The sequence below is a fragment of the Sporosarcina sp. OR05 genome, from assembly GCF_041414805.1.
GTDB lineage: Bacteria > Bacillota > Bacilli > Bacillales_A > Planococcaceae > Sporosarcina > Sporosarcina saromensis.
Genome location: NZ_JANKJL010000001.1, coordinates 146,585 through 172,168, shown reverse-complemented (window position 1 = coordinate 172,168; position 25,584 = coordinate 146,585). Strand labels below are relative to the sequence as shown.

The window sequence follows — 25,584 nt, the reverse complement described above, 5'->3', positions numbered from 1 at the left end:
ACGGTTTCCCGACAGGGGCTTCGCTGCTGATTGTCCAATCTCTTCGTTTTTCAAGCCGTCGCGTTTACCGTTTCCAGTTGCGCTGTGGCAGAAGAGCTCTTAGGAGGTTCCAGCAATTCACCCAGTGATGCTCTCAACCGTTACCAGTTAAGACGCCCGTACAACATTACCGAAGAAGTTGAAGAACTCCCTGCGGACTTTGCTGTGCTTGAGCCAACATTGCTTGTGCTGCTTGAGTCAAGATGTTGTTCTTTGTGAACTCCATCATTTCTTTCGCCATCGTGCGAACATTAGCTTTCACTAATGACTAGACTATATCTTCACCCTTCGATTGCTCGGTAGGGGTCGGGCACTTCGGATCGGCAAGGTACTCAGTCTTGCGTTTCCTATGGGTTTCATCATCATGAGCCTAAGCTTGTAGATGGTATACCCTAGTCGTTGAACCTTCTCCACTCTTTCGAGACAGGAGCTTGGCTGCTGATTGCCCAATCTCTCTTCTTTTTGACCCATCACGCTTACCGTTTCCAGTTACGTTGTGGGGAAGAAAGCTTCAGGGGTTTCCAGCAATTCACCCGATCGTACTCACTGACCGTTACCAGTCAGGACGACTGTGTCTTTCACTGCTTACGCAGCAGCTAAGACATAATCCACGTCGCGGATACGTGATTCCGCAGCAGTTAAGTTTTCGGAAGAAGTTCCGAGGTTGTTGATTGTGTGCTCTAGGCGGTTTTGCATAGCACCGAGTTTAGAACGTTCAGCAGAAACTGTATCGATTGCTGTTTGGATAGTAGTAATTGCTGAGTCCGCAGAAGTTTGATTAGAAATATCGATTCCGCCCTTTGCTGCAGCTTTAGTCATTTTCCCATTGGCATCAAAAGTTGCAGCAGATGCTTTATGAACCTCAGAATTAATTTCGATGGAACCAACAGCTGTACCAGCAACAGCTGTTGAATCTAATCCTGTTACATTAAATGTCAATCCTGCAAAAGCACCGCTTTCAATTGATACTTCCTTCGCATCTAATTTCACATCAACAGTTTGATTATTTGTACCATCATTTAATGTAAGTGTAACCTTAGCATCTGCCCCAGTAGCTAAAGTCGTATTATTTCCATTAGCAACTGTTCCAGTTCCTGTAAATGTAAAATCGTTTTCGAAACCACCTGCTGTAAGAGCAGCATCTACTGCTGCTTTATTTAACGTACCGGCGCTATCTAGAGTAATTGTTAGTGTATCACCGCTTAGACTTGATCCAGCTGTTGCTCCAGCAGATGCTACGATTTGCACTTTAATACCGTTTCCAGCAGCTCCATCGTATTTACCTCCAGCAGTTGCGGAAATATCAGCGTCGGTACCGAGGTTACCAGTTGATTGTGTAGCGGCTACGCCTTCTTGAGTTACAGTTACAGAAGCACCATCAACAATCGCGCCACCAACTGAATTTCCAACCTTAACGTTAGAAAGATCTCCAGAAGCATTTCCAGTAGTTTCTGTTACATCACGAGCCACTCCTAACGAAGCCGCATCCATTGCATTAATTGAAAGATTAATACTTTGTCCTTCGTTTGATCCAATATGGAATGTTCCCTTGAAGTTACCACCAGCAAGGTTTTGCGTATTGAATTCAGTATCATTGCTGATACGTGAAAGTTCTTGCGCAAGTTGGTCAACTTCTTTTTGAAGTTCAGAACGGTCAGTAGCTGTGTTAGTATCGTTTGATGATTGAACCGCTAGTTCACGCATACGTTGCAGAATGTCGTGAGTTTCATTCAATGCACCTTCAGCTGTTTGAATTAATGAAATTGAATCTTGTGCGTTTTTTGAAGCCATATCCAAACCACGGATTTGACCACGCATTTTTTCAGAGATAGCTAGACCAGCTGCGTCGTCTCCTGCACGGTTGATTTTAAGACCTGAAGATAATTTTTCTAGGTTTTTAGATGCTTGTGTGTTGTTAGCACCTAGTTGGCGGTGAGTGTTAAGAGCCGCGATATTGTGGTTAATTCTCATGATTAATTTCCTCCTTGAATGTGTGTTTGGTTCACGTCCTTGTGAACCGCTTTTTTGTTTGCGAAAGGAAAAGAGCCGGCCGAACTCTTTTCTGACGCTTACATTATTAATATCGGATGGGTAGAATAGGTGTTTAGCGTTTTTTGAAAGTTTTTGAGGAAAATTGGTGGGATTTGTGAGATTGGAAAATAGAGATTAGTTAGCGCTGTGTTAATTCTTAGTATCAAATGAAAATGCGTAGTAGTATTGCTTGCTAGACCAGGAGCCAGGTACTACAATTAGGTCAACAGGATGTAGATTAGACAGTCGATGCCCAGGACACGGCGCTTATAGACTGCTTTTCTTTAGAACGATTGGTGTTTTATACCAGGCACCTGAGAGCGTTTCAGATGCCTTGTGACATCTGGTATTTTGGAGTGGGTATTGCTAGTATAATGTATTAATCTTTGTTGGTAAGTCTGGAAAAGAGAGATGGGTCTATTATTAAGGCTTCATTGTTTGTTTCGGTGATGGTTTGGACGAGTTCACCACGGAGGATATCGATGTTTTTAGGTGCTTCAATTCCGATTCGGACGGTGTCCCCTTTTACTTCTAATATTCGTAGTTCGATATTGTCACCGATTTTAATCGTTTCACTTGTTTTTCGGGAGAGGACTAGCATGTTAGACTTCCTCCTTGCTGTGACCGATGATGTGTCGGGTTGTGAAACGGTTATCATTCAGGATCATTTGTTTCGCTGTTCGGTTGTGCATTTGGAAAATGAGTGGTGCTTGCAGATTGATGGTTGATGTTTCAAAAGGCTGTTTGACAGTTAGGATACCGAGTACGAAAAGGTCTTCCGGTTTTTCGATATTGAGCAGTTCGATTGTTGGCTCGTCAATGTCGAATGAGTAGTCATCTACGAGGGTGTATGGGTTTGTAACGATGAAGGCTACGGATGGTGTGTTGATGGATTGCAATACTTGGAATGCGTTGTTGCCTTCAATTGGTAGTAAAGTGAATGTAGTTTCGTTTTCAAAGCCTGGTAATCCTTTTGGAAAGTTCCATAGTTGGTCTGTTTGGATTTGTATTGTGCCATGAAATTTTGTTTTGATTTGCATTTCGGTCGCTCCTTTTCAGAAAATATAAAAGTCAGAAATCTTTCTATAGGTGACTATTGTTACACTTGCCAATCAATTTGAATGGATGGGTATTGCTTGGCATGTCCACTTACTTTACCTGGTGTGTATGTATGAATTGGTTTATTCACTTGTACGTCATGCGTTGGTTTTTGTGGTGTTGCATTGATTGTTAGGGAGCCAGCTGTGATGTTCGTTTTGACTTTTAATCGATTTCCGACAAAACGGATACCAATCGGCGCAGGGTCTATTTCAGTAATTTGTTTGCTTAGGTCAGCTAATACATTTCCACCATCTTCGATTCGTACGAGTTGTTGGCCTTCTTGTGCGCGTCGTGCGATGCCTTCCATTAGCTGTTGGACACCGTATTGGGCGTTTTCATCGCCACGACGAATCGCACTTTTCAAATCAAGGTCCGCACGATTTTCGGTTGTATCGATGGAGAGTTGCGGACGTGTTGTTGACATTTCCAAGATGGCCGCTGGTTGCTCGATTTGCTGTGTTGCTTTTGGTTGTTCGATTTCTTGCACAGGTTTATCAATTTGCAGGCCAAGTTTGCCGCGCGTTGTCTGGATTTGGAGTTGTGGAATGTTCATTGGCTTCACCTTTTGGAAAGGCGTTTGGAGATTATCCAAACGCCAACATAATTGATTATCTTAAAAAGTCTACTAACGAAGGCTGAATAATTCGCGCACCAACAGAAAGAGCTGCACGGTGTATGGATTCTTGGGTGATCATGTCCGTGATGACTTTTTCATAGTCGATGTCTTCGTTTTCGGATCGTTGTTTTTTCGCTGCGCCTTCTTGCATTTCAAGGCGATTGTTCATAAGTTCTGCACGGTTGGAGCGAGCTCCGATGTCGGCACGTTGTGTGAGGACATCATTCATGAATGTATCAATCTTTGTCAATGCTTCACTGAACCCTGCACCATCATCGCCAATTGCCTCTAAGTCTTCAAACAAGTCATCTATTCCTTTGAAAGTTTCTGCAGCTGTTGTATTTACTTTTAAACTTACGCCGTCAAAAACTTCGATTGTCACATCTTTTTTAAAACCAGTCGGAAGCATAGTTGGATCAATTAGATTCCCATCAGCATCTTTATCTGTACTCAATTGTGGATATCCATTGTCATACAAAGGCTTATCCGTCATCGTCCCAGTAAAAATATATTTATCTCCAACTTTTGTATTGGCGAGATCTTGTAATTGATTTCTCATTTGCTCAAGCTCAATTTTGATCTTTTCACGGTCTTCAGGTGTCATTGTCCCTGTGTTTGCAGCATTTGTGACAAGTTCTCTAGCACGGTGTATGACTTTTCCGACTCCGTCTAGTGCATCGTCTGAGCTATCGAGCCAGTTGTTTACTTCACCTAAGTTCTTTTGGTATTGAGCGACTTTGTCGACTGTCATCCCGTACCCTAGGCTTTTCATGACAGTTACAGGGTCATCTGATGGACGATTCACTTTTTTACCTGAGCTTAGTTGTTCTTGGAGTTTGCCCATTTTGCTGTAGCTCGACATCACATTTCTGAGCATGTTGTTGGAGAGCATTGATTGTGTAATACGCATTTATTTACCTCCTAATTACCTACCGACTACGCCCATTCCGTTAATGATTTTATCGAGTGTTTCATCGATGACTGTCACCATACGGGCAGATGCGTTATAGGCTTGTTGGAATTTAATCATGTTTGTCATTTCTTCGTCTAGCGAGACGGAGCTGATGGAATCACGTTGATTGGATACGGCACCGAGTAACGTGATGGCGTTTTGGGCCATTCTTATTGATTGTTCACCTTGGACTCCAAGTTCACCAATGACACCTGAATAATAGGATTGTACACTGGAGCCTTCTAATCCAGGTAACTTATTGAACAAGACATCTCCTAGTAATTTAGCATTCTCACCATTACCGACTTCAGGTTTTGCAGGATCTAATTTTTCTGAACTAGAAGCAGCGATTTTATTCGGATCTTTTTCAATATCACTATTTACACCTATATTACTTGCATTAATTGCTTGTCCATCTTTCGAGACGAAGAATGCTAATCCTTGTTCACCATTCAAGTCTGTTCCCGCTACGTTCACCGCATTAAATTCTTCAGCAAATACTCTAGCCATCTTATCCAACTTCGCAAGCATTTCAGGATATAAGCCTTTAATAATCTTTTTCCCATCACTATCTAGCTGACCAGTATCATAACCATACGAATCCGTCAGCGACTTTAGTGAACCGGCTGTGTGCATATCATTTACAGACATTTCTTGGCCATCAGCAGGTCCGCCTGTAAATGTAAAATTCGTCATCGGGCCTTGCGGGTTTCCATCGGCATCTGTTCCGGCATTACCAACTGCCGACAACTCTGAATATGAATTTTTTTGGACAACTGTGATAAATGGATTTGCAGGGTCATTCGTTTTAATCTTCACCGTAACGGTACCTTCTGCTATCGCGAGTGCATTTCCGCCAGATTGCTCATAACTTACTTCAATCGGAAGATAGCCTGCTAACTCATCCAATAACGTATCACGCGCATCATACAAATCGTTTGGCATATAGCCATTCGGTTCCACTTCGCCAATTTGCTTATTTAATTCCCCAATTTGTTTGAAAATTGAGTTGATATTTTTTGTGGAAACGCCAATTTCCTTGCCAAGATTGGTTTGGATTTCGGATAAGGACTTATGAATATAGTTGAAAGAATCAGCAACTGCCACTCCGTTTTCTACTGCGACTGCCCTTGCACCACCGTTTTCAGGGTTTGTGGCAAGTGTTTGCAATGACTGCCAGAAATTACTCAATGACTGTTGAAGTCCATAGGCAGATGGTTCTGCCAATACATCTTCCATCTGCGAGATTGCTTTTGTTCTTGATTCCCAGTAGCCAAGTTTGTTTGATTCGCCTCTGAATTGCTGGTCAACGAAGGAATCTCGAATTCGCTGAATTGAGCCTGCTTCAACGCCAGTTCCGAGGAATCCGGGCATTGTCGGTGTGTTCAGTCCGACACCTGGGAAGCCGGCTGTCGCCTGCATGTTAACACGTTGACGGGAGTAACCGAGGGTGTTGGCGTTACTGATGTTGTGTCCTGTTGTATATAAGGCGGATTGTTGTGTGAACATACCGCGTTTGCTAGTTTCTAATCCCATGAATGTGGAGCGCATCATGTTCCTCCTTAAGCTTGCGAGTCAAAGGTTGGTAGATCCTTCGTCTCTTTTTGACCGCTAATTTCTGTTTTTGAGTACGTAGCCGATTCCGGACGTGGGCGGACCATGTCCAGCGACAGATTCACGAATTGAAGGGATTGGTACGTTAGTTTTTGGTTCAAGTCGTTTTGCCATTTCAATTCATGAATCACATGCAGGAGACGGTCCTTCGCCTCCTCAAGCTGCTTCTTATCCGGTTCGGGTGTTGCTTCAATAATTGTTGTCATTGTTGGGTTGTTCGGAAGAGGACATCCATGTCCTTCCAAATAGGCGATGACAGCTTGTTGTCGATCTTGCTCGAGTTGTACGATTGCAGCAAGATGTGCCTGTTCGTCTTTCAGCAATTGGTTCATGCCATCGAGATCGCCGTCTTTTATGCATGCTGCTTTGTCATTTGCGATGCGGAGCAAGCTTTTATGCAGTTTTTCCAAGTTGTCGAAGATGGACAATAGTGTGTCGATGCTCATTGCTTTGCCCTGCTTTCCTATCATTATTTGTTAAAGTACTTCATCAAGTTGGAAGCGAGTTTTTCCGCATCGACTTGATACGTTCCTGATTCGATTTGTGCTTTGAGTTGTTGTACTTTCTCATTCCGTTTAGTGGTAACAGGCGACACTTCAGATAGTTGTTTCGCTTCAGACGAGATTTCAAGTTTATCTGTCTTCACTTTTGGTTGCTCCTTCGCCTGTTCCGCTTTCATTTGTGCTTGACGATACGGATTTATCGCTGGCGTATTGATTTTATTGATTTTCACTTCGCTCGCTCCTTTCAAGTAAAAGTATGTGCTTATCCTCTATTTCGGCAGATTTGTGACAACGTTTAGGGTCTTTTGAACGAAAACGGGATATATGCGTTTTGCCTTGGATGTCCTAGGGCTATTGTTCCCTTGATTACCGCAGACAAACGTACGTCCAGAGAGAAAAAGGCTCAGATAAAACTATTAATAGACCGTTCCTCTGCGCTCCAAAAGGCACGCTTTCCGCGGGGCGCGCTTGAGCCTCCTCGTCCGCGTCGCTTCGCTTTGCTCCCTGCGGGGTCTCAACATTCGCGCTACAATCCCGCAGGAGTCGGCCTTTTTCCGCTCCGATCCACTCTTGATTATGAGAAAAATGTGAAAGTAGTAATAAATGCATGATGACAAATTTGCCTTCATGCATTTATTACTGTTCATCCCAGCCTTTTCCTGATTCACAATTTCTTTTCCGCCAAATACGTTCCAGTATCATTCTTCGTAACGGCTTCCCTAAATTCTTGCGCTGCGTCAAATGTACGTAGTTCACTTTTCAATTCAGCTGTACACGTTTCGCAAAGTTTCCCTTTTGCCGTTAGCTTGCCGCAGTTATCGCAAGGATAGCCAAGGTTTGGGAAGAGTGCCGGTTGTAAACGGCCTTTACGTACCCATTTGTGTAATAACGTTTCCGTAACGCCTGTCACTTCTACAATGCGTTCGATCGTTGCGGCACGGTTTTCACGCCTTCTAAGAAATCGGTATACTTCTTCGTATTGTTTTTCTTCGTCTTTTGCGCAATTAGCGCATACATCACGGATGCCTGTGAAGTTAAAGAAATTTCCGCATGATGGACAATCTTTTATTTCTGCCATTCTGTTTCCTCCTGATGATTAGATTTTATGCACGTACTAATGTGACAGCTTCAACTTGTACAGCACCAGCCTCTTTCAATACTGTAGCGGCGTGTTGAAGCGTTGTACCTGTCGTGTAAATGTCATCGACGAGTATGTACGTCTTCTGTTGGATATCAGTTCCTTGTTTCATTGTAAATAAAGGGCGCATCGCCAATCGTTCGTCTCTCGTCTTTTCGCCCATCACATCGGTATTCGTCTTAACGAGCACATCTTCAAACGGAATGCGCGCTGCATGCAACAGTTCATCGATATGGGCAAATGTCCGTTCAATTTTCTTTTGCGGATGCATCGGGATCGGCACGATAATTGCATCTTTCCGTTGCAATACCGCACGCAACGCGTCAGCAAATACCGCTGCGAGTGCAACGTCTTGCAAAAACTTGTACTGATGGATGTACGCACGCATCCCTTCGTTGTAAGCATAGATCGAATGGATGTCTGTAATCGTTTCGCTCCTATCTTTTATGTCGACACGTTTGAACGTTTTTGAACAGTCTTCACAAATTAAACTCGACTTTTCGATGGCAATAAGTGCTTGCCAACTTGGCGTAGCGCTCATTTTTTCATCACAAAGAAGGCAATGCATTACATGTCTCCTCCTTCATTCAACCGGCGAATTTCGTTTTTCGCTTCGTCCATTGCATACGAAATGCCGTTATGGAATAGCGTGAAGTGGCCAGTTGGGTAGTGTGCGGAACGACCAACCCGTCCGCCAATTTGGATCAATGCCCCTTTGTCGAAAATCGCTTGTTCCGCTCCGACAACGGCAACTTGTACATTTGGAATTGTAATGCCGCGTTCTAGTATCGTCGTTGTGAGCAATCCGGGAATTTGTTGGTCACGCAATGCTTGAACGTGCTCTTTCCGGTCTGGATGTTGCGCATGGACTGAGCGAATTTGCGGATGAATCGTTTGGAATAAAGGCTCCGCTACTTCCATTAAGCCAATGTGATGAAAGAAAAGTAGAAAGGGTTCGTTTTTAGCGATTCTTTCTTCTATCCATTGTAGGAGTTTACAAGGTAATGTTCCTTTTGGGATTTGCTTCTCGTAGTTCCACAATGAATGGAAAGCCGGCATAGGGAGTGGGTGTCCATGGTAACGACGGTAGATGATTGACACGGCACCTGTCTTTTTTCGTTCGCGAAGGAGTTTGTCTGAGGGGGTTGCGGTGACAGAATGAACAGGTGTTTCAGGCTTTGCCGCTTTCATGACCGCTCGTTGAAGCGTTGCATCCGCTTTGTAGGGGAAAGCATCTGCTTCATCCACAAAGATGGCGTCAAACGCTTGTGTAAATCGGTATAGTTGGTGGGTTGTCGCAAGGACGAGCTGTGCTGCTTCCATTGACGGTTGTGCTCCACCGTACAGTGCTTCGATGGACGTTTGTGGAAAAGCTGCGCGTAACCTCGGCTCCAATTCGAGTATGACGTCGACACGAGGGGCTGCGATGCAAACGCGTTTTCCTTGTCGCAACATCGCATGAATCGGTTGAAATAGAATTTCTGTCTTGCCCGATCCGCAAACCGCGTACAGTAAATGGGAAAGACTTTTGGTCTGGCTTTCTAGCAACTCATCTGAAGCTTGTTGCTGCTTCGGTGTGAGCGTCCCTTGCCATGCAAGCGTGTGATCAGTTGGATACGTGATCGGGGGTCCAGTCCACGTAATGAGTTCAGTACATGACGATACACGCCCCATTTTTAAGCAGTTTCGGCAATATGTACAAGGCGCATCACATTTCGCGCATTGAAACGTTGTAAATCGTGACGCATCATCGTTTTCGCAACGATTGCATACGTGCCGCTTCGGTTGGAAGAGCGAGCCGTTTTCCGTTCGGATTCCTTTTAACACTGTAATTGTGCCGGCGGCGATTTGTTCATCGATTTCATTGGACGCAAAAGGGGTGTGCATGCGCAACCAAATGCGACCACTCAAGAATTTCCTGATTGCCGGATTCATTTGTTTCGTCATGTCGACACCCCCTTTCACAAGTATTGTAAGGCAGCTAACATCCGTACTACTTATTGTTTCCGTTCCACCCAACCAAGTCCCATTGAGCCTTCGCCTAAATGCGTACCGATGACCGGTCCGAAATGACTGATTGTGAATGAAACATCTGGTAGACGTTCCTGCAATTCATCCCGCCACGCTTCCGCTTCGTCTGGACGATTCGCATGGATGATTGCCACATCCAATGGCATCTTTTGTGCATCTTCCACTACTAAATCGGCAATCCGTTTCATCGCTTTTTTACGTGTGCGAATTTTTTCAAACGGAACAATCACTTTTTCTTGGAAATGCAAAATCGGTTTAACTTGAAGCAGGCCCCCGATGAGCGCTTGCGCACTGGATAGTCGGCCGCCACGTTGTAAATGGGCGAGGTCATCTACCATAAAGTACGCACGCATTGTCTTTTTCATAGCGTTTAACGCTTCGATAATCGCGTCGGCCGTCGCACCTTCTTTTACCATCTCCGCTGCACGGATCACGTAAAACCCTTGCATGTAACACGATATTTCCGAATCGAATGGCCGTATGTCAATGCCTTCGACCATTTCTCCCGCTTGCACCGCACCTGCATATGTACCACTAATTCCGCTTGATAAATGAATAGATACGATTGCGTCGTATTCTTCCCGAAGATGTGCATATAGCTCGGTGAATTTTCCAATTGGCGGTTGTGACGTCTTTGGTAGCGGTCCGTCTCCACGCACTTTATCATAAAAATCGGTCGATGAAAGTTCGATTTCTTCTTCATATGCTTGTCCTTCAATCGTAACCGTCAACGGAATGATGTGAATACCAAGTTCACGAATGAGATTGGAAGGCAAATAAGCTGTACTGTCTGTAACGATTACAGTTTTCACTTTAATATCAACTCCTGCATCCATTCTACTCGAAATGGAAGTGAAAAGAAAAGGTGAAGCAGTCGGTTATTACGCTTCTACGTACGACTCGTCCAATTGTTGTGCCCAACGAATCGACATGCGAGAAAACTCACTTAACTCTTTCTCAGAAATTCCAAGTTGTGCACGATAATTGCGTATTTGTGACCAATCCAATTTTTCCGTGGCAATCGCTAGTTGTAACACAGTCGTCATTTCCGTCTCTTCGCCTTTTAACGTATTGGCGATGCTTTCCGAGAACGGGATAAGCGGTAAAATGTCATCCCAGCTTTTATTCATAATGACGTCCATTAAGGAAAACATGCCAACGAAGAAATATTCGTCGCTATTTTCTTTTCCGATCCGTTTGGCGATGAGCTCGCACATCCGCGCCCTTGTGAGTGAGAAAGATACGAGTGCTTTCACTTGACCTGATGATGAATGTTCGCCGATATGGTGGACGAGTAGAATACGCATCCATTTTTTTAAATGCTCAAATCCGATGAGTATGACTGCTTGTTTGACGGAACCTACTTTTTTCGGAACGCCAAAGTGCATCGTGTTAATGAATCGGAGTAGCTTATACGTAATGGACATGTCATGGACAATAAGTTCAACGACTTCATCAATGTCAGCGTCCTCTTCGCTCAATTTATGTAAAATGTACGAATGCGAACTCAATGTTGAAGGAATGTCTACCCCTTTAATGATTTCAGGCTTGGCAAAGAAATACCCTTGGAACAGATCATAACCGCTTGCTTTCGCTTCCAAGAACTGTGCTTCCGTTTCGATTTTTTCCGCCACCATCCGGATGTGGGGATATTTTTTGATGAAAATCTCTATGTTTTTTCGTTCCACCTCGTTCACTGCAAGAAAATCGACTTTTACATAATCAATTAACGCGAACAAATCGGTATGTTGTGCATATTGATCTTGCATAATAAAATCATCTAACGCAAATTGGTAGCCATGTTGTTTAATTTCTTTCATTCTATGAATCAAGATGGACGTAATTTCAACGTCTTCTAGTATTTCAATAATGACGCGGGCGGGTGATAGTCTGGAAAAGATGTCTTCTATGAGAAGTTCACCCGAGAAATTAATAAAGGATTTATAGGATTCCGCTACATTATCGATGCCGATTGATAAAAATGAGTTCATGAGAACTTGTAATGTTGCACTTTCAGGATTGACTGCTGGGAACCGATTTTCTTCACTGTTCCGATACAACAATTCATAACCGAAAATTTGTCCTTCTCGATCCAAAATAGGTTGTCTACCTACAAACACATTCACTTCCATTTTCTCACCTCTCTTTTTTCGAGTATACCAAAAATAGTTACTTTCAACTATTACTTTTTGCATAATAATACTTGCTATATTCATAGCGGCTTTTTGTAAAAAATGATATGTTGAAAAGAGTACATTAAGTAGAAAAGGGGTTTGGGTATGGAAACTGTACGTTTAGAGCAAAAAGGACATGTCGCTTGGGTGACTTTGAATCGTCCAAAAGCGATGAATGCATTTAATTATGACTTAATGGCAGAACTCGGACAAATTATCGAGTCGATTCGGATTAACCCTGATATTCGGGTTGTCATTTTTACAGGCGCTGGCGATCGTGCTTTCAGTGTGGGGGCTGACTTAAAAGAACGTAAAACGTTGACGGAAGCACGCGTCAAACGAAACATTTATAAAATCGGTGAAGTGTTTACGATGATTGAAAACTTATCACAACCGACAATTGCCATGATGAATGGCTATGCATTCGGCGGTGGAATGGAACTTGCACTCGCTTGCGACTTTCGATTTGCGGTCGATAGTGCCGTGATGGGACTGACCGAAACAGGCCTCGCCATTATTCCAGGTGCTGGCGGAACACAACGTTTGCCAAGATTGATCGGTGAAGCAAAAGCACTCGAACTCATTTTGACTGCACGCCGATTGGATGCAACAGCAGCATTGCGTTATGGACTCGTAACGAACATCGCGCCGAAAGAAGAATTGCCGCAACTCGTCGATGCATTTACCGAGCAATTACTCGCAAACGGCCCAATCGCTGTCCAACAAGCGAAATTTGCCGTAAAACACGGCATGAATACCGACTTACAAACCGGCCTTGCCATCGAACGGAAAGCATACGAAATCACCATCCCAACCGAAGATCGCCTGGAAGCCCTCCAAGCCTTCGCCGAAAAACGCAAACCCGTCTTCAAAGGTAAGTAAAACAAGGTGCCAGTCCCCCACACAATTCCCAATCCATAGAATTGTTCGGGTGCCTGGCACCTGTTTTATTCTGAATAGAAGGAATTGTTTTGGTGCCTGTCCCCCGAAAAATTCCTAACAATCCGAATCGTTCAGTGCGCCATTATTGTTTACAGTTGGTCTGTTGTGTAGGTGCGGCGGCGTGTGACTTGTTTGGCGATTTGCCAAGATTCGATGAGCTGGGATGTGAGCTGCTCTATGTGGGGGAGGAGTTCACCTGATTGCGTCATTCGTGTTTTGACGAGGCATTGGTTCATATGGATGTAGAGGGTCATAAGCCGTTCGCTTTCAACAGTTTCTTGATTTGTAGTTGTCATGATTTCAAAAAGGAAGTCTTGTGCTTTAGAAAGCGTTCTGTCGCGCTCTTCATTATCCATGCTTACAATCGCCACTTGGCACTGCTGAATGTATTTTTGCATTTCGCTCAGTAAGAGGAGTACATATTCCATCATGGACAATGTGGACGTGCTTGCTTCTTTGTAAATTTGGATCGCTTTCTCCATTTCCATTGAGGTCGTCAATTTGATCCCTCCGTGTCGCTTTTTCTTTAGTATCGGCAATTCTCAGTTCATTTCAATGGCTATATGCCGATAATAAGAATGAGAAGTGTTGATTATTGGAATTGGGGGTGAAGAGATGCGCGTAATGAGTCAGGAGCACATCGCTTTTTCGACGAACCGTTCACAACGGAATGCGAGTCAGATTGAAAAGAGCTTAGTGAAATTAGGATCCGGTGTTAAGATTGCGAAAGGTAGCGACAATGCTTCGGGATTAGCAATTTCTGAAACTATGCGAGCACAGATCCGTGGGATTTCACGAGCGCAAAGCAATATGCAAGACGGTCTATCCGTCCTTGAAGCATCGAATGAAGGGCTGAACAATGTAAACGGGCTTTTACAACGGGCACGCGAATTGGCAGTCATGAGTTCGAATGATACGCTAACGGTGAATGACCGTGCTGCAAGCCAAGTCGAACTTGACCATTTGCTTGGAGCGATTGACGATACGGCGGAAAAGCTGGAGTTTAATACGAAGAAAATTTTAGGGCAGGACGCTTCGCTCATTTTGCAAGTCGGAGCGAATCCTGGACAGCAGATGAAAATTAACTTAGTCGATGTGAGTACGAAGAAACTTGGTCTTGAAAACGCATCGTTGCGCATGCGCGATGACGCGAATGCATTGATTACGAAAATTGATGATGCGATTCAAACGGTTTCTGGGCATTTGACTCGCGTCGGGGCTGATATGGAATCGGTTGAGCATCATTTGACGAATGCGTTAGTATTTGAGAACAATCTTTCTCGCTCGCTTACGTTGCTTGAAGATACGGATATGGCGAAAGAAATGATGAACTTTATTCAAATGGATATTCGCCAGCAAGGTGACCATTTACTCGTCGGACATGTGAATCAAAGTGTGCAACGGGTCATGTCGTTGTTTTCAAATTGAAAAGAGTAATGCATAGATTATTCTTCAGCCTGATTGAAAACGCTTGTCAGCCTAGGCGCGAAGACGAGCGAAGACGCGAATAGAACTAAAGTTCATGAGCGGACGAGCGAGACGAGCAACAACGGATGCGAGCGTTTGTCAACAGGCTGAGAGTAGGCTCAGGGATTGTCCTGACCTACTCTTTTTTTCCGTTTTCACAGCGTGGGGAGTCGGTTACGATTCGCGCCGCTTTTACGACAGTCGAGAGAATATTGGTGACGCCTTGTCGATCCGTGACATGCCCCGCGCGTATGTATGGCTTATGTTGCTCGTTGACAATATAGTGTGGCTTCAATTGGTTCAATGCGATGGCCATAATGTCGTCATGGCACCGTTGACAGTCACATGTGAGTTGGAGTTCTTTTTTGTATTGATGTAATACGTCATGCACGACATCCTCCATGACATTATAGATTGGCAAAATTAGCACCTCCTACGACACTACTAGTCCTTTCGTTTCACAAGCGATTTTTGGATGACTATAATTCTATTGTATCACTGATTGGAAAAATAGTGAAATGTAGGAGTTATGCGGCGTTTTGGAGGATTATGCCGCGTTTAGAGAAGTTATGCGTTGTTAGGAGATTTAATGCCGCGTTCGGAGAAAGTATGCGGCTTTCTTAATTTTAGTCTCATCGAACCGCGGAAGGCTTTTATATAATCCGGCATTCTCGCTCGCGCTGAATGGGTTTTGACAAAATTAACGATTTGCTTTCAAGCGGTTTGCTGTGTTTGGAGGCGTTATGCGGCGTTCTAGAGAAGTTTGCCGAGTTCTGTGGATTTTTGCCGTGTTTTCGTGAAGTTTGCGGCGTTTGAAAGATTTATGCCGCGTTCGGAGAAAGTATGCGGATTTCGTTTCTAATAGAGCTATGTGAAACGCGGTGGATTTCTTTTCAACTTAATTTCCCGCTCGCGCCGAATGGCTTTTGACAAACTAACGATTTTTCTTGCAGACGGTTTGCTGCTATTCATTGAGTTATGCGGCTATCGGCGGATTAATGCGGCGTTTCGGAGTAGTATGCCGCGTTTAGAGAAGTTATGCGTTGTTAGAAGATTTAATGCCGCGTTCGGAGAAAGTATGCGGCGTTCTTAATTAGACTCATCGAACCGCGGAAGGTTTTTATATAATCCGGCATTCTCGCTCGCGCTGAATGGGTTTTGACAAATTTAACGATTTGCTTAGAAGAATGCATCCATAAAAACAGGCTGGAACATAACATAAAAAAACTGCATTAAGGCTAATTCGCCATCATGCAGTTTTATAATATGCTTCCAATGTTTCTTTTCGAATTCATGAGTGGAACGGAGCGGAAAAAGGCCGACTCCTCGAAAATGCTAACGCATTTCCTTCGTGCGATGCTTATTCGAAGAAGCTTAGTCAATGTCCTGCGGGATTTAGCGCGAATGTTGAGACCCCGCAGGGAAAGCCGTCACGTAGAACGGCTTTTGCGAGCAAAAGCGCAGCGTTGGGAGCAAGGATGCCTTAATTTCCGCAAAATACGCAGAAATACGGCAAATCGAACTCTTCGTTGTTCGATTGGCTCAAGCGCGCCCCGCGGAAAGCGTGCCTTTTGAAGCGCAGAGAAACGGTCTATTTAGAGTTTTCTCCCAGCCACCTCATTGCTTCTAGCTTCTTTCTTGCCGTTCCCATTCTTCCCGCAAAATGCCCATGCGGATGGAGTCGTAGTAGACGCCTTCCCAGTAACGGACTTTGCGAATGCGGGCTTCCATCGTCATGCCGAGCTTTTCGGCGACGCGGATCATGCGCTTGTTGCCGGACCATGTTGTCAAACCGACACGGACGAGCGGCATTTCATTGAATAAATGATTGATCCACATCGTGAGTGCCTTTGTGCCGTAGCCGCCACTCCAATACTTCGGTTCGTAAATAAGGATGCCCATTTCGAGCCAGAGTGATGGCTTGTGTTCCCAATAATAACTTAGCATGCCAATGAGTTCACCGTTTGCTTCGATTGCCCAATGGTCGTCCTGATCGACAATCTTGTCTTTACGTTCTACATATTTTTCGTAAGCCATCGTATTGTGCGGGTAATACGGCGCATCCCATTTCTTCCATTCGGGATTTTCCTCTTTGAACGTCAATTCCCACATTCGATGCAAGTCTTCTTCTTTTACGGGTCGAATTGTGACACCGTCAGTTGTATACGTCAATCGTGTGCCTCCTTACGCCAACGCTTCAGTCAGTCGTAGTATAAAATTTCACAAATATTTTTTGAACCATCCTGTTAGTTCAGTTAACCGTTCAATCCGAAGATTTGGGATGCCGGTTCTCGGTAAATTGTGGTCTGCTTCCGGGAAACGAACAAACTCCGTCTCTTTCCCCAAGCTCTTTAATGTAATGTACAGCTGTTCCGCTTGCTCAATCGGGCATCGGAAATCCTTTTCGGAATGAAGGATCAGTAGCGGCGTCTCAACATCTTTTGCATATTTTAACGGTGAGTGTTTCCATAACGTTTCCACGTCTGCCATATCTGCTCCATGTTCCCAATCTGTGAAATAGTAGCCGATGTCTGACACACCGAAGAAGCTGATCCAGTTGGAGATGGAGCGTTGTGTTGCGGCCGCTTTAAATCGATTTGTATGACTGACAATCCAGTTTGTCATAAAGCCACCATAGCTACCGCCAGTGACACCGAGACGGTTTTCATCAATCCAACCATACTCAGAAAGTGCATAATCTACAGCTGCCATAATGTCTTTAAAATCATTGCCACCATAATCCCCCCGAACCGCATCGACGAACAGTTGGCTATAACTATGACTGCCACGCGGATTCACGTAAAGCACCCCCCACCCTTGTGCAGCAAACAGTTGCATTTCGTGGAAAAACGTATTGCCATACATCGCATGTGGGCCACCGTGAATATTGACGACTAACGGATACTGTTTTCCCTCTCTAAAGCCGGCTGGTTTCATAATCCATCCGTGCACGTCCCAGTCCAACGCACCTTTAAAAACAATGGCTTCCGGCTCTACCAGTTCAACTTCTTGCACATATTGTTCGTTAAATGAAGTGAGGGCGACCCTCTCCCCGGTGGCGATGGTTTGCACATACAACTCGCCAGGATTCGTTGCATTGCTCACTGCAACGATGGCTGTCGCTCCGTCTTTTGTCAGGTCGTAACCGTAAATGTGTTCATTTTCAGGCGTCGCTGGATACAACTCCCCTTCCATCGTCCCGAAATACAAACGGACATCGCCCATCGTAGAGAGTGGAAAGTACAGATGGTTGTCTTTCGTCCATACGACACTTGGTGCATTTGCGGCTTGTTGATGGTCAGCAACGGTATGGTCGCCGACTGGTGCATCCATACACTCCGTCACATTGATCCGATTCCCTCGTTTCGTATCATACACATACAGATTTGCGTGGGAAGCGATTTCAAATGTTCGATCCGCGCCTACAAAGGCAATATAGTTGTCGTCAAATGAAAAACAAGCTCCGCCATAGTGTCCGTCCTCGTCAATGATAACCGTCTCTTCCTTTGTTTCAACGTCCACTAACAACAGTGGCGTGTGAAATGCATAATCCAAGTTCTCTTGTCGATTCACGCCAATGACAAGCTGTTTGCCATCATTGGAAACTGCTTGCAATGAATATTTAAACGAGCCTTCCGTGAATTGTGTCACTTCTCCACTTTCAACATCAATTACCCCGACTTGCTGGAACATATCTTGCGGAACGAGTCCAATTCGATCCATTTTGTAGTTCATGTTCGTTATACGAACTGAATGCGGCCTGTTATCGTCATCCTTTTCCTCTTCATCGGTAAATGTTTTGCCTTCTTTCACAGGTGCATCAAACCAGATTTTCTTCCCACACGGCGCCCATCGATAGTTAGAAATGCCGTATGCAAAGGAAGTCATCTGTTTCGCTTCCCCTCCGCGGGCGGATAGGATATACAGTTGGTTCTTCTCTTCGCGATTCGCCAAAAAAGCGATTTGCTTTCCGTCCGCAGACCATTTTGGCAATGAAATACGATCTATGCCGTATGTCCATTGTGTCGTTTCTTTCGTCGCAAGGTCGATGTGGTAAAGGTTGGCGATGTATGTGTTTTTCTTCTCGTCAATATGTGTTTTAATGAAGACCGCTTCGTTGCCATCCGGCGAGAGTTGTGGATCTGTAACGGATTGCAGTTGGAATAAGTCGGTCATTTCTACCTTTTTTGTCATGGTGCATTCCCCCTTTTCCGTATATATTTCGACACTCGGAGGATAGTTTCCTGCTTTGTCAGCAACTCTTTTCTGAAAACGCGCCGACATAGACGGATTGTGGGCGGAAAATTGTGTTGTCTTGTTGTTGTTCAATTGCATGTGCGGCCCACCCTACAATTCTTGCTACACTGAATGTCGGGGTGAATAGTTCTGGTGGCATGTCGATGGAACGCATGATGGCAGCAGCATAATATTCCACATTCGTATACAATTTTCGTCCAGGCTTATGCTTATCGAGCAACCTGATGATTTCTTTCTCCGCTGTCGTTGCAAGGTCGAGCCACGCATCTCTTCCAGACATGCTTAGGCATTTGTCCCGCAGGATAACGGATCGAGGGTCTTCTGTTTTGTAGACACGATGACCAAATCCCATGATCCGTTCGCCTCTACGCATTTTTTCTTCGATGACAGGTTGAATATGTTCAGGGCTACCAATTTCATTTAGCAAATCAATGACGCCAGCAGGTGCACCCCCGTGTAAAGGGCCTTTCATTGTACCAATCGCTGATGTAATGGCGGCTGTCAGATCGGATTCGGTCGAAATCGTGACACGGCCAGCAAAAGTCGATGCATTTAAGCCATGCTCCATTGTTAGCTTTAAATAGGTTTCAAGCGCCTCTACATGCACTTCTGTAGGTGATACACCTGTCAGCATCCATAAGTAATTGGCTGTATGATTCAAATTACCATCCGGTTCGATAAATTCTAGCCCTTGTTGGTTCCGATAATGGCGTGCAACGATGACTGGAAGTGCTGCAATTAGTTGTATTGCTTGTTCATTACTTGTTTTACGTACAAAATCGCGGTCACAAAATGCTGAAATGCCCGTTCTCATCGCATCCATTAATGAGACTTCTGAAGGGAGTGCATCAATGATTGCTTGTACATGTTGTGGTAACGTTCTATTTTGAATTAACGCAGACTGGACTTCCTGTAATTGCTCTTGATTTGGACGTTGTCCGTTTAAAAGCAAGTAAAGGATTTGTTCAAATGAATGTTGGGTTACTAACTGTCCCACTTTAACACCTCTGTATTGCAATTCACCTTTTTCTCCATTGACATCCGCGATTTTCGTATGCACGGCTACGACATCTTTTAATCCTTTTTGAAACATCTTCCATTCCTCCTTTTCTCTACTATACGCAATTGCTATAATTAGATAAATTGAATTCTATTAATCACTTTGATTAATATTATTAATTAAGGAGTGGATGGATTGGATTACCAATGGTTACAGACATTCATTGCAGCAGCAGAAACGCTGAATTTCAGAAAAGCTGCGGAGAGGCGTTTATTGTCACAACCCAGCGTCACTGTACACATTCGACTATTGGAAGAGCATTTGAATTGTCGACTTTTTGATCGGATTAATAACCGCGTGACGTTAACGGATGCAGGTAAATTGTTTTACGAAGAGGCTTTGCACTTACTCCAATCCATGGAAGGTACCTTGCAGCGAATGAGTGCATTCACGCAAGGCTATCGCAGGAAGTGGACGATCGCTATCTCTCCCTTAATGGCTGAAACGATTTTGCCGTACTGCTTACGTACCTTCAGAGAGCGCTATTCTGATGTCGAGTTGACAATTCGTGTGGAGGACTCTGCACACATTGAGCGACTCGTCGAAAGCGGTGATGTGCATTTAGGAATTTCCGCGCTCGATGCAACTTTGAAAGGTTTAGAGTCCATCCGAATTTACGATGATCCTGTTGTCTTTATAGCCCCTAACGACCGGTACGATGAAGAGAGCGGCCCACCAGTTGATGTTCGTGCTACTCTACAACAGAATGATTTACTTACACATCATCACCCGGTCTATTGGGATCCATTGCTTGTCACCCTTAGCAAACATGTTCCTGGTGTTCGGACGATGAAAGTGACGCAAGCTCATATCGCTAAGCGATTCATTCAAGAAGGTATTGGCATTTCGTTTCTACCTCACTCAATAGTGAGACGTGAGTTACTAGAAGGCCGTCTAATGAGACCCCATTTTGACCTATTTGAATTGCCTACAGTGTCAACTTTCCTCATTGTGAAAAATATTGGCGATTTAGAAGAGGCGTTCATTCAAGAAGTGTCTAGTTATTATTTTGGTTGAGAGTTTGGTTTAGGGAGCAAGGGGGATCTTTGTGAGAATGAGATTATCTTGCCCTATTGTTGAGCAATGCCTTTACATTCTTGCTGGTTAAAGTTATGGCTAACGATTTTATACAATTATCATAAAATTTAAGCTATATGGGCTGATTAGCAACCAGCCGTGATAATGATGATTATTGAAATAGATGTTTTTTTCACCAAGCATTATTAACAGGTAGGAAATGTTCTAAACCACAGTTAAGAAAAATGTATCTCCAAGCCCAAGAATTTACTTATGAGATAAGGGACCTTCCGCAAGGACTGTACCATTTTGACCAAATTCCTTATACAGAGGATATAACGGTTGATTTCATCATAGATACTGATACGGATAGGATTTATTCACCTTCTTTTTAAGCTATTAGGAACATTTATATGAAAGGTTTCTTTTAATTTTAGTTGTATGTCAACATCATGTGTTTCTAAAAAATTGATTAACAGTTTCGGTCTACTGCTAATCAGCTACTGGCAAATACTCCACAACTTATCTGGTCTGAAATCACGTCTTTTTTAGATCGAATAAATTACATGATATGATTTTCCGTCTTCTCGATATTTCTTCATTTTACAAAAACAATGCGATCCCTATTCCAGGACCGCTTCGTTTTTATTTCAAGTTAAATTTCGATATGGTTTGAGCCCGTCATCGACGTATTCGTAAAGATGGTAAATAGTTTTCTGCCTACAGTCCAACGCATGGTAGTTGCTCCTTTAATATGTATTGTACGTATTTTATCGGCTACTCTTCCTTCTCTCTTGAGTAGTGAATTTGGCATATTCCGTATTATCAATAAATAAAAGCCCTTCCTCACAATTTAAGGAAAGGCTTGTCTAGTTATATTTTCACTTGGTTTTTCAAAGAACGACGCAAGATTTTACCGGTCGTATTTTTCGGCAATTCATCCAAAAACTCAATGACTGCAGGTACTTTGTATTTGGCAAGTTTTTGTGTACAGAACTGTTTAAGCTGCTCTTCTGTCACTTGCGCATCTTCTTTTAAGACGACGAATGCTTGCACTTCTTCGCCAAAGTCTGGATCAGGCACACCGATGACTGCGGCTTCGGAAATTGCGGGATGAGCAAACAACACTTCCTCCACTTCACGCGGATAAACGTTAAATCCTCCGACAATTATTAAATCTTTCTTCCGATCGACAATGTAGAAATACCCGTCCTCATCTTGACGTGCCAAATCGCCGGTATAGAGCCAACCGTCTCGAATGGTCGCGGCTGTTTCTTCAGGCATTTTGTAATAACCTTTCATGACATTCGGTCCTTTGACAATTAACTCGCCAACTTCTCCAACCGGCACTTCTTCCCCAAATTCATTGACAACTTTGTTTTCGACATTGACGATATTCGTGCCAATCGAACCTGGCACGCGATCGCGGTCAAGCGGATTAAAGCAAGTGACAGGAGATGCTTCGGATAGCCCATATCCTTCAGACACACGCACATAAAATTTGTTCTCAAAGTTGTGTAATAACGCAACTGGCAATGATGCCCCGCCTGATATGGCTAATCGGACGGTCGCAAAATCTTCTTTCACAGCTGCAGGGTATTGATAAAGGAAATTGTACATCGTCGGTACACCCGCAAAAACGGTTGCCTGTTTTGTTTTAATTGTCTCGAACACATCACCCGGGCTAAAACGTGGCACGAGCAAAATAGTCGCTCCTTTTAGCAAGGGTGCATTGACGACAACTGTTAACGCAAATACATGAAAAACCGGCAACGTTGCGACGACACGGTCATCTTCTGAGAAACCTAGATAGTCTGCTACATCGCGCGCGTTTGAAAACAAGTTTCCATGTGTGAGCATCGCCCCTTTCGGCTGTCCTGTCGTCCCAGACGTATACAAAATGATTGCGGTTTCATTTTCCTCAACAGCAACCGGTTGAACATTTGGACGACCTGTCGCAATTACCGATGAAAACAGCTTTACTTTCGGCTTTACCGTATCAGGTAAAGCGACAAATCGTTGACCGACATCCTCGCTCACTTCGCAAATGATGAACTGCTCAATCGCCGGAAATCCTTTAGCAGCTTTTTCGACTAACGGTAAAAGCGGATCGACCGCAATGACAACTTTCGCATCACTATTATGTAAGATATACGAAATCTCATCCGGTGAATAAATCGGATTAATCGGAATTGCAGTCGCCCCAATGCGCATCGTCGCATACAAGGAAATTAGAAAGTGTGGCGTGTTCCCCAATAAAAACGCAACATGGTCCCCTCTTTCAACCCCCAATCCTTGTAAAGCCGTTGCAAACATCGATACCGACTGATCGAACTCTGCATACGATGTATCTTTCCCCATGAAGTGATACGCCGATTTCTCTGGCTGCAACTTTGAAGTTTCATAAACCTTAGACACCAAATTCATTTGAACCTCTCCCTCCCAAAAAAATGAATGACCATTCATAAACCATCTCTATTATTATATAAGAAAAGTTAAAAGTTCACAATACTTTTGAATAATCTAGCGATAGGCAAGAAGTTCGATTTCTAATCGATTGATGGTTTGATATTTTGCAAAAATGTCCTACTCGTTGGAATGAAGGTGTGAAGAGAGGTGGCAATGAAAGTAAAGGAAATGTTTGGCGAGGAGATACCAGCTTGTCGCGTAAAATATATCGTCCTCTCTACCTTCAAAAATGAAAACACCAGACTTTAGCCCGGTGTTCGAATATGTGCCAAATAGCGCCAACGAATTAAGTAGAAATAGACAATCTGCAAGAGCGTAAAACCGACCAACACCATTATAAGTTCCCGCACAATCGAGATTTCTGCAAGTGCGTCCCATATGACTTGTAGCGATAAAAAAGCAAACGAACTATGAATTAACGCGACAGACCAAGGGATAAAGAATTGGGGAATGAGCTGCCGATTGACAATTTTTTTAAACTCTTTATCCGTAATACCCATACGCCGAAGTACATCGAATTGTTTGCGATCACTATCCAATGAAGTATACAGACGGAAATAAATGAAACTTCCTGCTGCCAAAAGGAATACACCTGCCAACAACAAACCGATTAGGAGTAGCAATGTAAACGTCGTCCGCATGACAGAGTAATTCAAGCCCGGGTTGTCAAAATAGAAACGTGGTGCATAGGTAGAACCCGTAATCATTGATTCGCCTAGAGCGTGGTTGATTGACAGTCCAATATTTTTCGTCTCCTGCCAATCCTGTATATCATACGCATGATAGACAAATGCCGGCTGGTCGACAAAACGGGCAATCGCTTCAAAATCTTCATTGCTAACTACGATTGCATTTGTCCCGAGCGCGTGGGCTGGGAACAACTGATAAGGATACGCCCCGTCAATCCGTTCTGCTACACCACTTTCTTGCAATACCGTCTCCACCGTCTGCTTGTTCAATTGTGCAAACGTAGACGCAGTTGGAGGTAGAAACAACGCTTCTCCTTTTGAAAGTTCGAGTGCTTGATTGCCAGAAGACTTCGCGAGTTTATTGATATCTGCGATTCTGACGATATTGACAGTAAACGCAGTAGCAGACGACTGCTGTTCCAACACTGGAAAACGAACGTGTGTATAGTCTAAACCATTGCTTTTTAAGTCTTCATGAATTTGACGTAGATGCTGATGCTCCAACTCGTTTCCCGGAAAACTCTTGTACACGAGACCAAGCGGATTCACTTCCCGGTATTGTGACGCGAATGAAGTAAGCGACGCCAAGATGCCGACCGACATGAAAGCGACCGTCGACACAATCGTCACAATGAAAAACATTCGTGCATTTTCTTTAATGCGAACGATCCCTTCCGATATGGCGAGCAGGCGAAAATGCCGCCAGTAAAATTCCTTTCGGAGCTTCAGGAGATGAAGAATGAGCGGCAACGAATCAGTAAAAAAGTAATACGTCCCGACAGTTGCTAAAGGTGGCAATAAAAAGACAAGCCCAATGACGATGCTGTTCGACGTCAGCGCAGCCAATGTATAGGACATACCAAGCAACAGCACGCCGAGAATGCCACGCACTTTTGAAAAGCCCAATTTCTCTTTTTCATTCACTTCTCCACGAATCAACTCAAGCAATTGCCCCGTTCGAATAAAAACCGGTGCTACTAATGAAATGATCATAAACAAACTGAGAAATGCACCGACCGTCAACGCAAACGGTTTCCATGAAAAATACAAAGGCAAGTACGAAAACATGACAATTCGTTTAACGACCATAAAAAAGAATTTGGAAAACATGTACCCTAAAAATGTCCCGACACCAATTGAGGCGGCACCGATCAAAATCGTTTCCGTAAAAATCAATCGATGCAACTGGCGTTTTTGCATGCCTAACTGTAGTAGAATGCCAAACTCCTTCGTTCGTGCCTGAAGGAAGGCGCGCATCGAATAAAACAAAAAGAAAACCGTAAATATGTATAATATAATTTCGGCCGTCCCCATTCCGAGGAAAGCAATATCTTTTAACGCACTACTCTCAATGGAAGGATGGAAAAGCAGCATGGAATTCAGAAAAAAGACCATCACTGAAAATACACTCGCCATGAAAAACGCCGCGTACACACGCCGATTTCGCACTACATTCCGAAACGCAAATTGACGAAAAGTCATGC

Annotated in this window: 24 protein-coding genes; 3 read left to right on the top strand and 21 right to left on the bottom strand. The window is 43.9% G+C overall.

All coding sequences use genetic code 11. The features are described 5' to 3' along the window. Nucleotides 1–166 precede the first annotated feature (166 nt). The 14 genes from NRI27_RS00760 to NRI27_RS00695 form a co-directional block, all read right to left on the bottom strand. The gene (locus NRI27_RS00760) at nucleotides 167–268 is read right to left on the bottom strand and encodes a flagellin (RefSeq protein WP_371389654.1); all 102 of its coding nucleotides are present in this window, start codon (nucleotides 266–268) and stop codon (nucleotides 167–169) included. A 356-nt stretch (nucleotides 269–624) separates the two neighbouring features. Then, nucleotides 625–2,010 carry a flagellin N-terminal helical domain-containing protein gene (locus NRI27_RS00755; protein WP_371389156.1) on the bottom strand — a complete coding sequence of 462 codons (1,386 nt, stop codon included), beginning with the start codon at nucleotides 2,008–2,010 and terminating at the stop codon, nucleotides 625–627. A gap of 439 nt (nucleotides 2,011–2,449) precedes the next feature. Beyond that, entirely contained in the window at nucleotides 2,450–2,671 is a 222-nt protein-coding gene (gene csrA, locus NRI27_RS00750) for a carbon storage regulator CsrA (protein WP_371389155.1), read from the bottom strand. A gap of 1 nt (nucleotide 2,672) precedes the next feature. Beyond that, complete coding sequence (gene fliW / locus NRI27_RS00745; protein ID WP_371389154.1) at nucleotides 2,673–3,110, bottom strand: flagellar assembly protein FliW; 438 nt, start codon at nucleotides 3,108–3,110, stop codon at nucleotides 2,673–2,675. Nucleotides 3,111–3,169: 59 nt separating this feature from the next. After that, nucleotides 3,170–3,724 (bottom strand): DUF6470 family protein, encoded by a 555-nt coding sequence (locus NRI27_RS00740; protein WP_371389153.1) that lies wholly within the window; start codon nucleotides 3,722–3,724, stop codon nucleotides 3,170–3,172. A gap of 55 nt (nucleotides 3,725–3,779) precedes the next feature. Then, a complete protein-coding gene (gene flgL, locus NRI27_RS00735; protein WP_371389152.1) occupies nucleotides 3,780–4,697 on the bottom strand; it encodes a flagellar hook-associated protein FlgL in 918 nt (305 codons plus the stop codon). A 15-nt stretch (nucleotides 4,698–4,712) separates the two neighbouring features. Then, the gene (gene flgK / locus NRI27_RS00730) at nucleotides 4,713–6,290 is read right to left on the bottom strand and encodes a flagellar hook-associated protein FlgK (protein WP_371389151.1); all 1,578 of its coding nucleotides are present in this window, start codon (nucleotides 6,288–6,290) and stop codon (nucleotides 4,713–4,715) included. Nucleotides 6,291–6,301: 11 nt separating this feature from the next. Then, entirely contained in the window at nucleotides 6,302–6,799 is a 498-nt protein-coding gene (locus NRI27_RS00725) for a flagellar protein FlgN (RefSeq protein ID WP_371389150.1), read from the bottom strand. Nucleotides 6,800–6,822: 23 nt separating this feature from the next. Beyond that, entirely contained in the window at nucleotides 6,823–7,086 is a 264-nt protein-coding gene (gene flgM / locus NRI27_RS00720) for a flagellar biosynthesis anti-sigma factor FlgM (RefSeq protein ID WP_371389149.1), read from the bottom strand. Between the two features lie 434 nt (nucleotides 7,087–7,520). Continuing rightward, nucleotides 7,521–7,934, bottom strand: coding sequence for a TIGR03826 family flagellar region protein (locus NRI27_RS00715; RefSeq protein WP_371389148.1), 414 nt, complete (start codon nucleotides 7,932–7,934; stop codon nucleotides 7,521–7,523). A 25-nt stretch (nucleotides 7,935–7,959) separates the two neighbouring features. After that, nucleotides 7,960–8,562, bottom strand: coding sequence for a ComF family protein (locus tag NRI27_RS00710; RefSeq protein ID WP_371389147.1), 603 nt, complete (start codon nucleotides 8,560–8,562; stop codon nucleotides 7,960–7,962). Next, nucleotides 8,562–9,941 carry an ATP-dependent helicase ComFA gene (locus tag NRI27_RS00705; RefSeq protein WP_371389146.1) on the bottom strand — a complete coding sequence of 460 codons (1,380 nt, stop codon included), beginning with the start codon at nucleotides 9,939–9,941 and terminating at the stop codon, nucleotides 8,562–8,564. The genes NRI27_RS00710 and NRI27_RS00705 overlap by 1 nt, the downstream gene beginning before the upstream one ends. A gap of 50 nt (nucleotides 9,942–9,991) precedes the next feature. Then, on the bottom strand, nucleotides 9,992–10,837 hold the full coding sequence (locus NRI27_RS00700; protein WP_371389145.1) for a DegV family protein: 846 nt from the start codon (nucleotides 10,835–10,837) through the stop codon (nucleotides 9,992–9,994). 69 nt (nucleotides 10,838–10,906) lie between these two features. After that, nucleotides 10,907–12,157 carry an EAL and HDOD domain-containing protein gene (locus tag NRI27_RS00695; protein WP_371389144.1) on the bottom strand — a complete coding sequence of 417 codons (1,251 nt, stop codon included), beginning with the start codon at nucleotides 12,155–12,157 and terminating at the stop codon, nucleotides 10,907–10,909. Nucleotides 12,158–12,304: 147 nt separating this feature from the next. On the opposite strand from NRI27_RS00695, the gene NRI27_RS00690 reads away from it, so the two are divergent. Then, on the top strand, nucleotides 12,305–13,081 hold the full coding sequence (locus NRI27_RS00690) for an enoyl-CoA hydratase-related protein (protein WP_371389143.1): 777 nt from the start codon (nucleotides 12,305–12,307) through the stop codon (nucleotides 13,079–13,081). Between the two features lie 149 nt (nucleotides 13,082–13,230). Here NRI27_RS00690 and NRI27_RS00685 read toward each other — a convergent pair whose 3' ends face one another. Beyond that, nucleotides 13,231–13,641: a flagellar protein FliS gene (locus NRI27_RS00685; protein WP_371389142.1), complete on the bottom strand. Its 411-nt coding sequence runs from the start codon at nucleotides 13,639–13,641 to the stop codon at nucleotides 13,231–13,233. A 115-nt stretch (nucleotides 13,642–13,756) separates the two neighbouring features. On the opposite strand from NRI27_RS00685, the gene NRI27_RS00680 reads away from it, so the two are divergent. Next, nucleotides 13,757–14,569: a flagellin N-terminal helical domain-containing protein gene (locus NRI27_RS00680; protein ID WP_371389141.1), complete on the top strand. Its 813-nt coding sequence runs from the start codon at nucleotides 13,757–13,759 to the stop codon at nucleotides 14,567–14,569. A gap of 175 nt (nucleotides 14,570–14,744) precedes the next feature. Here NRI27_RS00680 and NRI27_RS00675 read toward each other — a convergent pair whose 3' ends face one another. The 4 genes from NRI27_RS00675 to NRI27_RS00660 form a co-directional block, all read right to left on the bottom strand. Beyond that, nucleotides 14,745–15,029, bottom strand: a complete 285-nt coding sequence (locus NRI27_RS00675; protein WP_371389140.1) for a late competence development ComFB family protein — start codon at nucleotides 15,027–15,029, stop codon at nucleotides 14,745–14,747. A gap of 1,205 nt (nucleotides 15,030–16,234) precedes the next feature. Further along, a complete protein-coding gene (locus tag NRI27_RS00670) occupies nucleotides 16,235–16,720 on the bottom strand; it encodes a GNAT family N-acetyltransferase (protein ID WP_371389653.1) in 486 nt (161 codons plus the stop codon). 108 nt (nucleotides 16,721–16,828) lie between these two features. Continuing rightward, nucleotides 16,829–18,802, bottom strand: a complete 1,974-nt coding sequence (locus NRI27_RS00665) for a prolyl oligopeptidase family serine peptidase (RefSeq protein WP_371389139.1) — start codon at nucleotides 18,800–18,802, stop codon at nucleotides 16,829–16,831. Between the two features lie 58 nt (nucleotides 18,803–18,860). Continuing rightward, the gene (locus NRI27_RS00660) at nucleotides 18,861–19,958 is read right to left on the bottom strand and encodes a citrate synthase/methylcitrate synthase (protein WP_371389138.1); all 1,098 of its coding nucleotides are present in this window, start codon (nucleotides 19,956–19,958) and stop codon (nucleotides 18,861–18,863) included. A 102-nt stretch (nucleotides 19,959–20,060) separates the two neighbouring features. Between NRI27_RS00660 and NRI27_RS00655 the strand changes: the two genes are divergently transcribed. Beyond that, entirely contained in the window at nucleotides 20,061–20,942 is an 882-nt protein-coding gene (locus NRI27_RS00655; RefSeq protein ID WP_371389137.1) for a LysR family transcriptional regulator, read from the top strand. An 873-nt stretch (nucleotides 20,943–21,815) separates the two neighbouring features. Here NRI27_RS00655 and NRI27_RS00650 read toward each other — a convergent pair. Beyond that, nucleotides 21,816–23,369 carry a fatty acid--CoA ligase family protein gene (locus NRI27_RS00650; RefSeq protein WP_371389136.1) on the bottom strand — a complete coding sequence of 518 codons (1,554 nt, stop codon included), beginning with the start codon at nucleotides 23,367–23,369 and terminating at the stop codon, nucleotides 21,816–21,818. A gap of 287 nt (nucleotides 23,370–23,656) precedes the next feature. Continuing rightward, the gene (locus tag NRI27_RS00645) at nucleotides 23,657–25,582 is read right to left on the bottom strand and encodes an FtsX-like permease family protein (protein ID WP_371389135.1); all 1,926 of its coding nucleotides are present in this window, start codon (nucleotides 25,580–25,582) and stop codon (nucleotides 23,657–23,659) included. Nucleotides 25,583–25,584 lie beyond the last annotated feature (2 nt).

What these genes read in the sequence shown, in the direction of transcription:
- NRI27_RS00760 (WP_371389654.1), bottom strand. Translation starts at nt 268, where the DNA reads ATGATGGAGTTCACAAAGAACAACATCTTGACTCAAGCAGCACAAGCA.
- NRI27_RS00755 (WP_371389156.1), bottom strand. Translation starts at nt 2,010, where the DNA reads ATGAGAATTAACCACAATATCGCGGCTCTTAACACTCACCGCCAACTA.
- csrA (WP_371389155.1), bottom strand. Translation starts at nt 2,671, where the DNA reads ATGCTAGTCCTCTCCCGAAAAACAAGTGAAACGATTAAAATCGGTGAC.
- fliW (WP_371389154.1), bottom strand. Translation starts at nt 3,110, where the DNA reads ATGCAAATCAAAACAAAATTTCATGGCACAATACAAATCCAAACAGAC.
- NRI27_RS00740 (WP_371389153.1), bottom strand. Translation starts at nt 3,724, where the DNA reads ATGAACATTCCACAACTCCAAATCCAGACAACGCGCGGCAAACTTGGC.
- flgL (WP_371389152.1), bottom strand. Translation starts at nt 4,697, where the DNA reads ATGCGTATTACACAATCAATGCTCTCCAACAACATGCTCAGAAATGTG.
- flgK (WP_371389151.1), bottom strand. Translation starts at nt 6,290, where the DNA reads ATGCGCTCCACATTCATGGGATTAGAAACTAGCAAACGCGGTATGTTC.
- NRI27_RS00725 (WP_371389150.1), bottom strand. Translation starts at nt 6,799, where the DNA reads ATGAGCATCGACACACTATTGTCCATCTTCGACAACTTGGAAAAACTG.
- NRI27_RS00715 (WP_371389148.1), bottom strand. Translation starts at nt 7,934, where the DNA reads ATGGCAGAAATAAAAGATTGTCCATCATGCGGAAATTTCTTTAACTTC.
- NRI27_RS00710 (WP_371389147.1), bottom strand. Translation starts at nt 8,562, where the DNA reads ATGCATTGCCTTCTTTGTGATGAAAAAATGAGCGCTACGCCAAGTTGG.
- NRI27_RS00705 (WP_371389146.1), bottom strand. Translation starts at nt 9,941, where the DNA reads ATGACGAAACAAATGAATCCGGCAATCAGGAAATTCTTGAGTGGTCGC.
- NRI27_RS00695 (WP_371389144.1), bottom strand. Translation starts at nt 12,157, where the DNA reads ATGGAAGTGAATGTGTTTGTAGGTAGACAACCTATTTTGGATCGAGAA.
- NRI27_RS00690 (WP_371389143.1), top strand. Translation starts at nt 12,305, where the DNA reads ATGGAAACTGTACGTTTAGAGCAAAAAGGACATGTCGCTTGGGTGACT.
- NRI27_RS00680 (WP_371389141.1), top strand. Translation starts at nt 13,757, where the DNA reads ATGCGCGTAATGAGTCAGGAGCACATCGCTTTTTCGACGAACCGTTCA.
- NRI27_RS00670 (WP_371389653.1), bottom strand. Translation starts at nt 16,720, where the DNA reads ATGTGGGAATTGACGTTCAAAGAGGAAAATCCCGAATGGAAGAAATGG.
- NRI27_RS00665 (WP_371389139.1), bottom strand. Translation starts at nt 18,802, where the DNA reads ATGACAAAAAAGGTAGAAATGACCGACTTATTCCAACTGCAATCCGTT.
- NRI27_RS00660 (WP_371389138.1), bottom strand. Translation starts at nt 19,958, where the DNA reads ATGTTTCAAAAAGGATTAAAAGATGTCGTAGCCGTGCATACGAAAATC.
- NRI27_RS00650 (WP_371389136.1), bottom strand. Translation starts at nt 23,369, where the DNA reads ATGAATTTGGTGTCTAAGGTTTATGAAACTTCAAAGTTGCAGCCAGAG.
- NRI27_RS00645 (WP_371389135.1), bottom strand. Translation starts at nt 25,582, where the DNA reads ATGACTTTTCGTCAATTTGCGTTTCGGAATGTAGTGCGAAATCGGCGT.